The following is a 13,384-nucleotide window of genomic DNA, read 5'->3' on the forward strand; positions in this document are numbered from 1 at the left end:
GTACGAAAGTCGGCCCAACTCGGATCAGGGGTTGCTCAACTGCCCTCTCGCCAGGCGCGCCACAGTCGTGCGTACCGGCCGCCCAGAGCCACCAGTTCGTCGTGCGTGCCCTGTTCCACGACGCGTCCGGCGTCCAGCACGGCGATCCGGTCGGCCGCCATCGCCTGGGTCAGCCGGTGCGCCACGAACAGCGTGGTGCGGCCCGAGCATGCGGCCAGCACGGCCCGCTCCAGTTCGGCGGCGCCTTCGCTGCCCGCCTCCGCCGTGGACTCGTCGAGCACCACGACCGGTGACCCGGCGAGCACCAGGCGGGCCAGGGCGATCTGCGCGACCTTGGTGACGTCCAGGCGCTCACCGCCCTCGCCGACCGGCGTCTGCACTCCGTCCGGCAGCGCCTCGACCCACCCTTCGGCGCCGACGGTGCGCAGCGCGTCCATCAGCTCGGCGTCGGTCGCGGCCGGCGCGGCCAGGCGCAGGTCGTCGGCGAGCGGCCCGGAGAACACGTGCGTCTCCTGCGTAAGGATGCTCACCAGGGCCCGTGCCCCGGCCTCGTCCAGTCCGGCGAGGTCGGTCGAGCCGATCCGCACCGACCCGGCCTGCGGGGTCCCTATGCCCGCGATCAGCCCGGCCAGGGTCGTCTTCCCGGCGCCTGTCGCCCCCACCAGTGCGAGCGAGCCGCCGGCCGGGATGCTCAGGCTCACGTCCCGCAGGACCGGCTCCTCGCCGCCGGGATAGCGGAACGTCAGCCCCTCCACCGTCACCGGGTACGCTCCGGCGCCGGCCGCCTCGACGGCCGTGTCACCCACCAGCCGGCCCTCCGTGGGCTCCTCCAGCACCCCGACCAGGCGGGTCAGGCTCGCGCCCGACTTCTGTGCCTCGTCGAAGGTGAACATGATGGCGCCGAGCGGGACGAACAGCCGGTGGAACAACAGCGGGGCCGCCGAGACCTCGCCCAGGGTGGCGGCGTCGGTCTCCAACAGGGCGTATCCGACCAGGAGGATCAGGGTCAGTCCGATGAACTCGGCGCGGTTCTCCCGGCCGACGAAGCGGCCGAAGAACCGGAACACCTCGATACCGAGGTCGCGCACCCGCCACGACTCCTCGGTCACCTTCGCGCGGAAGGCGCCCTCCAGGCGGTACGCCCGGACCGTGTCGATGCCGTTCAGACCGCTGATGAGTGCCTGCGCACGGTCGGCCTGAGCGGCCCGCTGCTGCTGGTAGAGCGGGGCGGACCGGGGCAGGTACCAGCGCAGGGCCAGCGCGTAGGCGGGCAGTGCGCCCGCTCCGGCCAGTCCGAGCCGCCAGTCCAGGCCGAACATGCCGACCGTGGCGATGACGACGAGAACGCCCGCCGAGAACACCGTGGGGATGGCCGTCCGGATGCCTTTGGAGATGACGGCCACGTCGTCGCCGACCCGGGAGAGCACGTCTCCCCGGCCGACCTGCTCGATCCGTGCGCTCGGCATCCCGAGCACCGCGCGGACGGCGCCCTCGCGCAGCCGTGCGAGCAGGTCCGCGCCCAGGCGCCCGATCAGGTACGTCGACACCGCGGTGGCCGCCGCGCCGAGCAGTGCGGCGGCCACCATCAACGCCCCGATCGTGACCAGGATGGAGCGTGCCTCGCCCTCGACCACACCGTCGACGACACGGCCGAGCAGGAGCAGGGGGAGGACTTGGAGCGCCGCCCCCGCCACCGTGGTGAGCACGGTGGCGACCGTCAGCCAGGGCACTTCGCGGCAGTGCGCCACGACCCATCGGGTGGCCTCGCGTCCGGTCGCCGTGCGCAGGGTCGCCGGGGCGACGCGCGTGTCGGTGCTGCTCACACCTAACCGACCGACTTGACGAGCTCGTCGATCGCGTACGGCATGGAGAGCAGCGTGCCCTGCGAGATGGCCGCGCCGACCGCCGGACCCTCACTGTCCAGCAGGTACGACACCTTCCCGTTCTTCACCGCGTCCAGGTTGGTGAACAGCTTGAACTTCTTCAGCGCCTCCGTGTCCGCCTTGTCGTTGATGACGAAGACGCGGTCGACGTCGACCAGGTCGATGCGCTCGGGCGACAGCTTGGTGTAGAAGCTGCCGCCGGCGGCCTTGTCGATCTCGGTCTGGTACTTGAAGCCGATGCCCGACACCAGCCGTCCGCGTACGTCGGTGGAGGTGAACGGCGCCACCGAGTTCTCGTACCAGGACAGCGCGACCGCGGTCTCCTTGCCGAACTCGGGGTGTGCCTTCTTGGCCGTGTCGAGCTGGTCCTGCACGTCCGCGATCATCTTCTCGCCCTCGTCGGCCTTGCCGAGAGCCTTGGAGATCTGGAGTGCGTTGTCCTGCCAGGGCGCGCTGAACGGCTCCTTCTCCGTCTTGGTACGGCCCACCGTCGGAGCGATCTTGGAGAGCTTGTCGTAGGCGGCCTGGTCGACCTCGGAGTAGACGGCGATGATCAGGTCGGGGCGCAGGGCGGCGATCTTCTCGAAGTTGGGGCCGGAGTCACCGTTCTTCATGATGACCTCGGGCTTGGTGTCGCCCCACTTGTCCTTCGTCCAGGGCCACTGGGTGTTGATGTCGGGGCTCTGGCCCGCGGGGTTCGGGTACTGGTCGGTCATGCCGACGGGCTTGATGCCGAACGCGAGGACGGTCTGGTCGTCGGTGTAGCCGACGGTGACGACCCGTTCGGGGGTCTTGGTGATCTTCGTGGATCCGAATGCGTGCTCCACCGTGACCGGGAATACGCCGGCGGCCGCTGTCGAGTCGTTGTTGCCCGCGTCGTCCGAGGAGTCGGACGAGTCGGAACCGCATCCCGCGAGGAGGGCGACGCTGACGGTTGCGGCGGACAGGACGGCCGCCGTCCGCCGCCAGGGCTTCATACGCGTCGTTCGGGTGAGGAGCATCCGCATTCCCCTTGCTTTCGTGCTTTCCACTGCACCCCCGTCTAAGGGCAGGCAAACCTTAGCGCGAGCGGATGAGGTAAGCCTAGCCTAACTTCTCCAACTTCAATACGGTCTAAGGGAGTTGAACGTGTGCACGACCGATCGGCACGATCAAGGGCCGGTCCCCCACCGGATCGTCGATCACCATGGCGCGCAGTCCGAACGCCTCGTGCAGCAGTTCGGCGGTGATCACGTCACGCGGGTGACCCTGCGCCAGGATCGAACCCTCCTTCATCACCACGAGGTTGTCGCTGTAGCGCGTGGCCAGGTTGAGGTCGTGGAGCACCATGACCACCGTGCACCCCGACTCGTGCAGGTCGTCCACCAGATCGAGCACGTCGATCGCGTGCGCGAGGTCGAGATAGGTGGTCGGTTCGTCCAGCAGCAGCAGGTCGGTGCCCTGGGCCAACGTCATGGAGATCCAGACGCGTTGACGCTGTCCGCCGGACAGCGAGTCGACCGGGCGGTCGCCCAGGTCGGAGACCCCGGTCATGGCCAGCGCGCGCTCCACGACGGCGGCGTCGTCCGACGACCACTGCCGCAGCCAACTCTGGTGCGGATGGCGTCCCCTGGCCACCAGGTCGGCCACCGTCAGCCCATCCGGCGCGACCGGCGCCTGCGGCAGCAGGCCCAGCTTCTTCGCGACGTCCCTGGTCCTGAGCCTGCCGATGTCGTCACCGTCCAGGACGACCGTCCCCCTGGTCGGCTTGAGCAGCCGCGACAGTGTCCGCAACAGGGTGGACTTCCCGCAGCCGTTGGGCCCGATGATCGTGGTGACGACCCCGGACGGGATCGCCACGTCCAGATCCTCGATGACCGTCCGGGCGCCGTACCCGACGCTGACGCCGTCGGCCGCCAGCCGTGTCGCGTCGACCGCCGAGGCGACCTCGGTCACAGTGTGCTGAGCCCCCACAGGGTCCCCCTCCGTTCAGGCTTGTTCACCCTTGCTCCGACTGTCTGAGGTTGGCACGCACCAGCAGATGGACAAGGAAGGGACCGCCGATCGCGGCGGTGACCACGCCGACCGGGAGGCCGATCGGCAGTGCCGTGCGCGCGACCAGGTCCGCGCCGATCAGCAGCAGGGCGCCCACCACGCCGGACGCCACGATCGGCGGCGTCGGGCATCTCACCAGTCGCATGGCGACCTGCGGCGCCACCAGCGCGACGAACGGGACCGGACCCGCGGCGCTCACCGCCACGCCGGCCAGCAGGACCGCGCACAGCAACAACACGGCCCGCACCCTCGTGTACCGCACGCCCAGGCCCGCGGCGACGTCGTCGCCGAGGTGCAGCGGTTTGAACTGGAAGGAGACACCACCGACCACGACCAGGAGGACGAGCGTTCCCCAGATCGCCACCCGGACCTCGTCCCACGACCGGCCGTCCAGCGAACCGACCAACCACGCCTGGGCCCGGGCCACGTCCCTGATGTCGGCCGTGGCCAGCAGCCAGGTGGTGATCGCCTCCATCACGGCGCTCACCGAGATGCCGATGAGGATGAGCCGGAAGCCGTCGATCCCGCGCCGCCAGGCCAGGAAGTACACCAGGAGTCCGGTGCCGAGCCCGCCCGCGAGCGCGGCCGCGGAGAGGCCCACGGCGTTGACGACCGCCGCGGCGGTCCCACCGGACACGGTCACCAGGAACACCGCGACCGCGCTGGCGCCCCCGGTGATCCCGAGGATGTCGGGACTGGCCAGCGGGTTGCGGGCGACGGACTGTGTGATCGCCCCGGACACGCCCAGCGCGATCCCGACGACGAGTCCGGCCAGGGCACGCGGCATCCGCAGGTCCATGATGACGAACTCGTCGACCTGCTCGCCCCGGCCGAGAAGCGTGGCGATCACCTGGTCCAGGCCGATGGGGAAGTCCCCGATGCCGATGGACAGGCAGAACACCAGGAAGGCCGCGGCGGCCAGCAGCACGGTGATGAGCACGTTCCAGGGGCGCCAGACGAACGACACGGTCCCAAGGCGTACGCCGGGCGTCGTCGCCGGCCTCGTGTCCTGAAGGTTCGGCCGCATCTCCGCCCCGTCCGGCTGCGTGCCCGGCCCGCTCGCCCTCAAGTCCTTGCCGCTCATGCGCTCTTGAACTTTCCGCGCCACACCAGAACCGCGAAGAAGGGGGCGCCCAGGAGAGCCACGAGGACTCCCGCGTCCAACTCGCCCGGTCGCACCACCAGGCGGCCCACGATGTCACAGGCCAGCAGGATGACGGCTCCGAGCAGACCGGCGTACGGCACCAGCCAGCGATAGTCCGGTCCGGTCAGATAGCGGGCCACATGGGCGACCATGAGTCCGAGGAACGCGATGGGGCCGCACGCCGCCGTCGCCGCTCCCGCCAGCAGGGTGATGGCGGCGATTCCCACGGTCCGGCTCAGCGCGATGTTCACGCCCAGCCCCCGCGCCACGTCGTCGCCCAGGTTGAGGAGGTTGATGGCGGGCAGCGTGGTGACCGCCAGCATCAGCCCGACGACGATGAACCCGGTCACCGGCCAGATGACGTCGAAGCCGACACCGGCGACGGATCCCGCGTTCCAGAACCGCAGCGCGTTCAGCGACTCCTTGTCCCCGAGGGCGACCGCGGTCGTCATCGCCGCGAGGAACACCGCGACCCCCTGCCCGGCCAGCGCGAGGGTCAACGGATTGCCGGCACCCCTGCCGATGCTCGCCAGCCCGAACACGACGACACCGGCGGCCGCGGCCCCGAGGAAGGCGAACCAGACGTACTGGAACGGGTCGTCGAACCCGAACAGGGCGATCGCCGCCACCACCGCGAACGAGGCACCGGTGTTCACCCCCAGCAGGCCCGTGTCGGCGATCGGGTTGCGCGTGTACCCCTGGATCAGTGCCCCGCCGACGCCCAGGGCGATGCCCGCGACGATCGCGAGCACCGTCCGGGGAACGCGCACCGTCTGCACGATGAGCCTGATCTCGGTGAGCCGTTGGTCGGAGTCCGGCGCCGCGAACAGGCCGTGCCACACGTCGGCAGGACTCAACGCGCGCGCACCGACAGCCAACGACACCGCTCCCGCGATCACGAGGAGCACCACCAGCGTGCTCAAACCCACAACCCGCCGCCGACGGGCCTGTGTTGTGCCCCTGGACGTGGGGCGTTCCAGTGCAGTCGTGCCCATGTGGACGTACGTTATCCCTTTGATCGCGGACTAGCGGGCGGTGCTGCCGGTTCCGTCAACGACCGTCCGGGCCTCGTCGGAGGCGGACTTGCGGCCACGGTCCAGGAGCGAGTCCAGGATCTCGCCGACCCTGATGGAGGTGTTGGAGAGCAGGGACGACGTGATGCCGTGGGTGTGCTCCGTGCCGCCCTGGAGGTAGATGCCGCAGCGCAGATCGAGGTCGGTCGCGATGCGGTAGTCGCGCTCGACGCGGACGCGGCCCTCGTCGTCGCGCAGGCAGTGGTCGGCGACCTCACCGAGGAGGCCGAGGGGGTCGGCTGGGCTGTAGCCGGTCGCGAAGACGACCACGTCAGCGTCGAGGGGTGTCTCGTCGCCGGTGACGAGTGAGGTCACGGTGGCGCGGACCTTGTCCGGCGTCTCCTTGACGTCGGTGAGGCGGGACACGTTCAGGAAGCGGAGCCGCTCGTTGCCGAGGACCTTCTCCTGGTACATCTGCCGGTACAGGTCGTCGATGAGATCGATGTCCACCACGGAGTAGTTCGTGTTGCCGTGGTAGTCCATCAGCCGGCGCTTGACGCTCTCGGGGGCCGCGAAGTACTCGTCGACCGCCCCGGGGTCGAAGATCCGGTTGGCGAAGCTGCTGTCGTCGGCGGGGCTGTATCCGTAGCGGGAGAAGACCGCGCAGATCTCGGCCTCGGGGAAGCGGCGGTGCAGGTAGGCCACGTTCTCCGCGGCGCTCTGCCCGGCGCCCACGACGACGAAACGGGAGGGTGACACACCCTCCAACTCGTCGACCTTCGCGAGTAATTCGGAGTTGTGCCAGACGCGTTCCCCCCGTTCCACCCCTTCCGGCATGAGCGGACGCAGCCCGGTTCCGATGACGAGGTTGCGGGCCCGGTGGACGACCAGACCCTCGCCCGAACGGACCGTCACCTCCAGGTACTCCACGGTCCCGTCACGGACGACGGGTGCGACGCCGACGACCTCGTGGCCGTAGGAGACCATGTCCTCGACCTTGGCCGCGGCCCACTCGAAGTAGTCGTGGAACTCCACCCGCAGCGGGAACAGGTTCTTGTGGTTGATGAAGTCGATCAGGCGTCCCTTGCTCTTCAGGTAGCAGAGGAAGCTGAAATCGCTGGCCGGGTTCCGAAGCGTCACCAGGTCCTTGAGGAAGGACACCTGCATGGTCGCGTCGTCGATGAGCATGCCGCGGTGCCAGCCGAAGGAGGGCTGCTGCTCGAAGAACCGAGCCGTGATCACCTCGTGCTGCAGGGCCTGTGCGTTGTGCTCGCTGAGCGCGATCGCCATGGCGACATTGGACGGTCCGAAACCGATGCCAATGAGGTCGTGAACCGATGTTGCGTCACCAGGAAGAACCCGTGACATGTCTCTCCCATCGTGCGGGGCAGTCGCCTGTCAGGCGCGGGAAAGTACGAGGAGCGGGCACGCTGACAGAGCGGCGAACCGGGAACTTAGGTGAGCCTAAGCTAATCCTGTGGAGCTGTCGATAGGCCCGGCTCCGAGGACCGCCACTTCAACTGCGAGCCCGCATGGGCCCGTTGTGCACTAAGGCAAGCCTTGCTTTACTTCTCTCGGTCAGTCCCTGCTTTGAGGAGGAAGCCCATGCGGGTCGTCATGTTCGGCTACCAGACCTGGGGGCATCGCACCCTTCAAGCCCTCCTGGACTCCGAACTCGACGTGGTCCTGGTCGTCACGCACCCCAGGAGCGAGCACGCCTACGAGAAGATCTGGAGCGACTCCGTCGCCGACCTCGCCGAGGAGCACCGCGTCCCGGTGGTGATCCGCAACCGCCCTGACGACGACGAGCTGTTCGAGCGCCTCAAGGAGGCCGATCCGGACATCATCGTGGCCAACAACTGGCGGACCTGGATCCCGCCGCGCATCTTCGACCTCCCGCGCCACGGCACGCTGAACGTGCACGACTCGCTGCTGCCGAAGTACGCCGGCTTCTCGCCCCTGATCTGGGCCCTGATCAACGGCGAACCCGAAGTGGGCGTCACCGCGCACATGATGAACGACGAACTCGACGCGGGTGACATCGTCCGGCAGGAGGCGGTGCCGGTCGGCCCGACGGACACGGCAACCGACCTGTTCCACAAGACCGTCGACCTCATCGCCCCGGTCACCATCGGCGCGCTCGGCCTCATCGCCGCGGGACAGACGGAGTTCACCAAGCAGGACCGGTCGAAGGCCAGCTTCTTCCACAAGCGGTCCATCGAGGACAGCCGCATCGACTGGACCTGGCCGGCGGAGGACCTCCAGCGCCTGATCCGCGCCCAGTCCGAGCCGTACCCGAGCGCGTTCACCTTCCACAAGGGCAGGCGGCTCGAAGTACTGGCGGCCGAGGTCTCCCAGGGCCTCTACGGCGGCACGCCCGGCCGGATCTTCTACCGCGAGGGCGACGGCGTGGTGATCGTCGCCGGCGCCGACGCCCGTACCGGCCGCAATCATGGTCTGGCGATCACGCGTGTCCGCACCGAGGACGGGCGGGAGTTGGGTGCGACCGAGTACTTCACCACCATGGGCGGCTACCTGACGAGCCGTCCCTGATCCGGCCCCACGAGAACCACCGCCGCGCGGATCCCAGTCCGCGCGGCGGCGCTCGTCCGCGTCATGGGCCGGCCGTCAGGTGCGGGAGGTGTGAGCCCGGCGAGCGCGCCAGACGTTGTCGTCCCGGAAGCCCTCCACGCCCTCGGGCGACACGCTCACGCTGCGCACGGCCTCGACCGTCTCCACGGTCCAGTCGGTCTCCGGCAGGGCGAGTTCGTCGAGTACGCCGTCCAGGGTCGGGAACTGTGCCTCGAAGGGCGGCTCGCTCTGCCAGGACGGCCAGCCGGCGTGCATGACGATCAGCAGGGTGCCGCCCGGCGCGACGGCCTGCGCCGCCTGCCGCAGGACGGTCCGCTGGTCGAACTCGACCGGCGACTGGAGGAACTGCGCGTTCACCAGATCGAACGAGCCCTCGGGGAACGTCTCGCCCAGCACATGGCGTTCCCATCCGGCACGTTCCCCCACCCCGGCCTCGACGGCGTGCCCGGCGGCCCGCTCCAGCGCCGTGCGGGAGATGTCGACGCCGGTGACCCGCCAGCCGCGCGAGGCGAGCCACACCGCGTCGGCCCCTTCGCCGCAGCCGAGGTCGAGGGCGCTGCCCGGGGCCAGGTCGGAGGCTTCGCGGACGAGCAGCTTGTTGGGCCGGCCGCTCCACAGCCGGCCGCCGTCGCGGTAACGGGCCTCCCAGAACTCGTCGGCCTTCAAGGGGTGGGTCTCGGTCATGTCGCCTCCCGATGCGCAGGTGTCGTGGCGGGACCGCACGGGCGCGGGGTCCGTCGGGTCCACTGCGAAGAAGCCTGCGGGACGCCGCGGAAACCGACAAACGGCCTTGCCGGTTCGGCAAACCGCCGGGAACCGGGACCTCAGGACTACGACCTTGGTGCCGAGCCACCTGGGCCCGCGGCCCGATTCGCGGGCCCCGCGCCCCCGCCTAGCGTCGAGCCATGCGTATGGGACTCCTTGGCACCGGCAACGTCGCACGAGCACTGGCCCAGGGCTGGCGAGCCGCGGGGCACGACGTGCTGCTCGGCTCGCGCAAGCCGGAGGAACGGACCGAACTCGGGCTGCCGGTCGCCGACTTGAGCGCGACGGCCGCTCACGCGGAAGTACTCGTCAACGCCACCCCGGGGACGGCCTCGGTGGAACTTCTGCAGGCCATCGGCACGTCGGCGCTGGCCGGCAAGCCTCTGATCGACATCGGGGTCGGTCTCACCGACGACTACACCGAGCTCACGCACCCCAACAGCAGCCTCGCGGAACTGATCCAGGCGGCGTTCCCCCTGACCCCCGTCGTCAAGACGCTGTGCACGATGGACTCCACCGTCATGATCGCCCCGGACGGCCTGGACGGCCCGAGCACCGTCTTCCTGTCCGGCGACGACGCCGAGGCCAAGCGGATCACCGGCCGGCTGCTCACCGACCTCGGCTGGCCCGAGTCGTCCCAGCTGGACATCGGGGGCATCACCACCGCACGGGGGCAGGAGCACTTCGCGCTGCTCTTCATGGGCATCGCGAACGGTCTGGGCGCCCACGCCTTCAACATCAAGGTGGTCACGCGGGCCGCCGGCTGACTCGGGCGTCCGGCGGTCGAGGTGGCGGACGGGCCACCGGCCGGCTCACGCCTCCGGCGCCTCCAGCCAGAAGCCCGCGCGAGTCCGCCAGAGGTCGAGCAGCGCGGTGTCGCCCTTCGTCTCCACCGCGGGCGCCGGCCGCTTGTAGAAATACAGCAGGAGGTCGGTCACCGGACCGCGTGCGGTCGCGGCCGCCCCGTCGGCCCCGGTGCGCCAGGCGGGCCGCTCGCCGGTGAGGTCGACGACCCATTCACCGGCGTCGGTCGCGTCGAAGTGGAGCATACGGCCGGGGCCCAGCAGATCGGGCAGGTCCGGCCGGGGCTCGAACGCCTCGGGGAAGACGGAGTACTCCAGCCATTCCTCCACCGCCTCGACGGCGAGTTCGCCGTCGAGGTCGAACCGGGCACCGGCGGCGAGGGCAGCATCGGCCCTGTGCACGACGGTCTCGTACGTCATGCGCCGCGCCCAGAACGCCACCGGCGCCGACCGGTCCGCCGAGGGGTTCCACGCCAGGGCGTCGGGACCGGCGGCGCGGAGGGCGGCACTGAGCCGTTCCGCGCCCTCGGTGAGCCACGGGACCAGGACGGCGGCGTCCTCGTCGGTGTACGCGCCGAGGTCGTTGGCCAGGTCGTCGGGGACGGGACCGGTGGCCCGGGTCCGCACGATCTCCTCCGCCCAGCGGTGGTCGCCGCCCACGTGCCGCAGCAACTGCCCCAGATTCCAGCCGGGGCAGGTGACCACCGGGGCGGTCAGGTCCGCGCCGCGCACATGGGCCGTGAGCCGTTCGGTCTGGGAGACGATCTCGTCGCAGTGGCGCTCGAAGGTCAGCGAGGTCATCACCTCATGATGCCGCAGGGTCACGACCGGCCCTGTCGGTGGTCTCGGATACTGTGTGCCGCCTGAGCAAGATCGGGAGGGGAGCAACAAAAAATGCTGGTGGGGGCGGGATCCGTACGGCGTCGGCTGGCCCAGGTGGCTTTGCTGACCGGAGTACTGACGGGCTGTTCGGGGGCGGCGCAGGACGACGCGCGTACGTCGGCGAGCGCTTCGGCGTCGGCCGACGCGACGGCGGACGCGAGCGATACGGCGGTGAAGAGCGGGGGCACGATCGGCGCGGCCGGGTCGGCGTGCCCGCTTCCCGTCACCTTCGACATCGCGAAGGACTGGGAGGCGGAGGCCATCGACACGGGGACCGACGGCGGTGACGCCTCGGCAGAGCCCGACAGCGAGCTGGCCCAGGAAGTCGCCGACGCGCTCCTGCACCAGGGCCCGGTCACGGCCGCCTGCGAGGTCGACGCCAAGCCGGCGGGGAACATCGGCTTCCTGCGCGTCTGGACCGGCAAGCCCGGTGACGACGACGCACGCGCCGTCCTGAAGGAGTTCGTGGCGGCGGAGAACGGCGCGAGCAAGGCGAAATACAGCACCTTCGAGGCGGGCGGTTCGTCCGGCGCGGAGGTCAAGTACCTCGTCACGAGCGAGCTTCTGGAAGAGACGAAGGAAGAGTCCGCGGTGGCCGTCACCACCGAGCGGGGGCCCGTCGTCATCCACCTCGGCGGGATGGACACCGACGAGCACCGGGCGATGCTGCCGGCGTACGAGCTCGCCAAGCGGACCCTGCGCGTCGGCTGAGCGACACCCTGCGGTCCGGCGCGGGCGCCCGCGCCGGACCCGAACCACCCGGTGCCGGTCAGGACGCCGTGCAGGCGCCGATCGCCGGGGCGGCGCTGCTGCCGTTCTTCATGACGGTGAAGCCGAAGCTGGTGGAAGCTCCGGCGGCCAGGCTGCCGTTGCCGTTCGGCTTCATCGTCATGACGTTGCCGCTGCTGTCCCAGCTGGGCGTGCCGTTCCAGGTCGTGGAGACCTTCTGCGGGGAGGTCACCTTGACATTCACGCTCCAGGCGCTGATCGCCGAACTCCCCGCGGTGATGGTCACCTTGCCGTTGAAGCGGTCACTCCACTCCTCGGCCTTGCTGTAGGTCGCCGTGCACGCGGCGCCGGGTGTACCGCCACCGGAGGAGGAGCCGCCGAGAGCGGTCAGCGTCGCTGTGTACGCCGGCTTCTTGGCGTAGTTGCCGTCGAACAGCAGGGGCGTTCCGCTCGCGCGCCAGGAGTACTTGTCGGTGACGCCCCAGACGGTGATGCCGGTGCAGCGCGAGACGGCCAGACAGGCGCGCACCACATTGGTGTAGCTGTTCGCCTGTGCGGTGCCCGACCCCTCGATGTCCAGCTCGGTGATCTGCACGTCCACGCCGAGGTCGGCGAAGCGCTGGAGGTTGGCCTGGTAGTCGGAGGGGACCGGCGAGGCGCTGTTGAAGTGGGACTGGAATCCGACGCAGTCGATCGGCACGCCACGGGACCTGAAGTCCCTGACCAGGTTGTAGACGGCATTGCTCTTCGCGTTGACGCCGTCGGTGTTGTAGTCGTTGTAGCAGAGCTTGGCGGCCGGGTCGGCGGCCCGGGCGGTACGGAACGCCTCCTCGATGAAGCCGTTGCCGAGCTTGTCCTGGAAGGGCGAGCTGCGCCGCGCACCGCTGCCGCCGTCCTGGAAGGCCTCGTTGACGACGTCCCAGGAGTGGATCTTGCCCTTGTAGTGCTGCATGACCTGGGTGATGTGGTTGTTCATCGCCGATCTGAGGTCGGCGGTGGCGAGTCCCGCGACCCAGCCCGGTAACTGCGAGTGCCAGACCAGGGTGTGGCCGCGGACCTTCATGCCCCGGCCCTGGGCGTGGTTCACGACCTGGTCGGCGGAGCCGAAGGTGAAGGTGCCGCGGGTGCCCTCGGTGGCGTCCCACTTCATCTCGTTCTCCGGGGTCACCGAGTTGAACTCGGTGTTGAGCGTCGAGACGTACGCGCTCTCCCCCAGGTGGTTCGCGGCGACGGCGGCGCCGAAGTAGCGGCCCTTCTCGGCTGCCGCCGCGCCGAGGGTGCTCGCGGCCTGCGCGGTGCCGGTGAGGGCGCCGACGCCGGCCGCTCCGAGCAGGCCGGCCAGGCCGAGGGCCAGTGCGGTGCGGACGCGCGAGCGCCGGGGCCGGCGCTCGGGAGGCGGATCGATGGATGTGCGGGTCACCATCTCGTCCCCTTCTTCGAGGTCGAAAGTTTCGGAGTCATTTCCGAATTTCGCGGCAGACCCTAGGAGCGCCGGTCTCCATCGTCAACAGACGCCACATCCGCAAAGCACGATTGGCT

Annotated in this window: 12 protein-coding genes; 3 read left to right on the forward strand and 9 right to left on the reverse strand. The window is 69.8% G+C overall.

Annotation, left to right across the window (positions count from 1 at the left end; translation table 11 throughout):
* Nucleotides 1–35: 35 nt before the first annotated feature.
* The 6 genes from PGH47_RS02105 to PGH47_RS02130 form a co-directional block, all read right to left on the reverse strand.
* Nucleotides 36–1,823 (reverse strand): ABC transporter ATP-binding protein, encoded by a 1,788-nt coding sequence (locus PGH47_RS02105; RefSeq protein WP_271661933.1) that lies wholly within the window; start codon nt 1,821–1,823, stop codon nt 36–38.
* A 2-nt stretch (nt 1,824–1,825) separates the two neighbouring features.
* Nucleotides 1,826–2,884, reverse strand: coding sequence for an iron-siderophore ABC transporter substrate-binding protein (locus PGH47_RS02110; RefSeq protein ID WP_271661934.1), 1,059 nt, complete (start codon nt 2,882–2,884; stop codon nt 1,826–1,828).
* 112 nt (nt 2,885–2,996) lie between these two features.
* Nucleotides 2,997–3,836 (reverse strand): ABC transporter ATP-binding protein, encoded by an 840-nt coding sequence (locus PGH47_RS02115; protein ID WP_271661935.1) that lies wholly within the window; start codon nt 3,834–3,836, stop codon nt 2,997–2,999.
* 25 nt (nt 3,837–3,861) lie between these two features.
* On the reverse strand, nt 3,862–4,944 hold the full coding sequence (locus tag PGH47_RS02120) for a FecCD family ABC transporter permease (protein WP_365101978.1): 1,083 nt from the start codon (nt 4,942–4,944) through the stop codon (nt 3,862–3,864).
* A 53-nt stretch (nt 4,945–4,997) separates the two neighbouring features.
* On the reverse strand, nt 4,998–6,056 hold the full coding sequence (locus PGH47_RS02125; RefSeq protein ID WP_271661937.1) for a FecCD family ABC transporter permease: 1,059 nt from the start codon (nt 6,054–6,056) through the stop codon (nt 4,998–5,000).
* Nucleotides 6,057–6,086: 30 nt separating this feature from the next.
* Complete coding sequence (locus PGH47_RS02130; RefSeq protein WP_271661938.1) at nt 6,087–7,442, reverse strand: lysine N(6)-hydroxylase/L-ornithine N(5)-oxygenase family protein; 1,356 nt, start codon at nt 7,440–7,442, stop codon at nt 6,087–6,089.
* Nucleotides 7,443–7,679: 237 nt separating this feature from the next.
* On the opposite strand from PGH47_RS02130, the gene PGH47_RS02135 reads away from it, so the two are divergent.
* On the forward strand, nt 7,680–8,627 hold the full coding sequence (locus PGH47_RS02135) for a methionyl-tRNA formyltransferase (RefSeq protein ID WP_271661939.1): 948 nt from the start codon (nt 7,680–7,682) through the stop codon (nt 8,625–8,627).
* Between the two features lie 75 nt (nt 8,628–8,702).
* Here the strand turns inward: PGH47_RS02135 and PGH47_RS02140 are convergent, their stop codons facing one another.
* Nucleotides 8,703–9,350, reverse strand: coding sequence for a class I SAM-dependent methyltransferase (locus tag PGH47_RS02140; RefSeq protein WP_271661940.1), 648 nt, complete (start codon nt 9,348–9,350; stop codon nt 8,703–8,705).
* Between the two features lie 221 nt (nt 9,351–9,571).
* On the opposite strand from PGH47_RS02140, the gene PGH47_RS02145 reads away from it, so the two are divergent.
* Nucleotides 9,572–10,198, forward strand: coding sequence for an NADPH-dependent F420 reductase (locus PGH47_RS02145; protein ID WP_271661941.1), 627 nt, complete (start codon nt 9,572–9,574; stop codon nt 10,196–10,198).
* Nucleotides 10,199–10,243: 45 nt separating this feature from the next.
* Here the strand turns inward: PGH47_RS02145 and PGH47_RS02150 are convergent, their stop codons facing one another.
* Entirely contained in the window at nt 10,244–11,035 is a 792-nt protein-coding gene (locus PGH47_RS02150; protein WP_271661942.1) for a maleylpyruvate isomerase N-terminal domain-containing protein, read from the reverse strand.
* A 93-nt stretch (nt 11,036–11,128) separates the two neighbouring features.
* Here PGH47_RS02150 and PGH47_RS02155 point away from each other — a divergent pair, with 93 nt between their 5' ends.
* Nucleotides 11,129–11,827, forward strand: a complete 699-nt coding sequence (locus tag PGH47_RS02155; RefSeq protein WP_271661943.1) for a lipoprotein — start codon at nt 11,129–11,131, stop codon at nt 11,825–11,827.
* Nucleotides 11,828–11,885: 58 nt separating this feature from the next.
* Here the strand turns inward: PGH47_RS02155 and PGH47_RS02160 are convergent, their stop codons facing one another.
* Complete coding sequence (locus PGH47_RS02160) at nt 11,886–13,268, reverse strand: endo-1,4-beta-xylanase (protein ID WP_271661944.1); 1,383 nt, start codon at nt 13,266–13,268, stop codon at nt 11,886–11,888.
* Between the last annotated feature and the right edge of the window lie 116 nt (nt 13,269–13,384).

The sequence above is a fragment of the Streptomyces sp. HUAS 31 genome (assembly GCF_028198125.1).
GTDB lineage: Bacteria > Actinomycetota > Actinomycetes > Streptomycetales > Streptomycetaceae > Streptomyces > Streptomyces chartreusis.

What these genes read in the sequence shown, in the direction of transcription:
- PGH47_RS02110 (WP_271661934.1), bottom strand. Translation starts at nt 2,884, where the DNA reads ATGCTCCTCACCCGAACGACGCGTATGAAGCCCTGGCGGCGGACGGCG.
- PGH47_RS02120 (WP_365101978.1), bottom strand. Translation starts at nt 4,944, where the DNA reads ATGCGGCCGAACCTTCAGGACACGAGGCCGGCGACGACGCCCGGCGTA.
- PGH47_RS02125 (WP_271661937.1), bottom strand. Translation starts at nt 6,056, where the DNA reads ATGGGCACGACTGCACTGGAACGCCCCACGTCCAGGGGCACAACACAG.
- PGH47_RS02130 (WP_271661938.1), bottom strand. Translation starts at nt 7,442, where the DNA reads ATGTCACGGGTTCTTCCTGGTGACGCAACATCGGTTCACGACCTCATT.
- PGH47_RS02135 (WP_271661939.1), top strand. Translation starts at nt 7,680, where the DNA reads ATGCGGGTCGTCATGTTCGGCTACCAGACCTGGGGGCATCGCACCCTT.
- PGH47_RS02140 (WP_271661940.1), bottom strand. Translation starts at nt 9,350, where the DNA reads ATGACCGAGACCCACCCCTTGAAGGCCGACGAGTTCTGGGAGGCCCGT.
- PGH47_RS02145 (WP_271661941.1), top strand. Translation starts at nt 9,572, where the DNA reads ATGCGTATGGGACTCCTTGGCACCGGCAACGTCGCACGAGCACTGGCC.
- PGH47_RS02150 (WP_271661942.1), bottom strand. Translation starts at nt 11,035, where the DNA reads ATGACCTCGCTGACCTTCGAGCGCCACTGCGACGAGATCGTCTCCCAG.
- PGH47_RS02155 (WP_271661943.1), top strand. Translation starts at nt 11,129, where the DNA reads ATGCTGGTGGGGGCGGGATCCGTACGGCGTCGGCTGGCCCAGGTGGCT.
- PGH47_RS02160 (WP_271661944.1), bottom strand. Translation starts at nt 13,268, where the DNA reads ATGGTGACCCGCACATCCATCGATCCGCCTCCCGAGCGCCGGCCCCGG.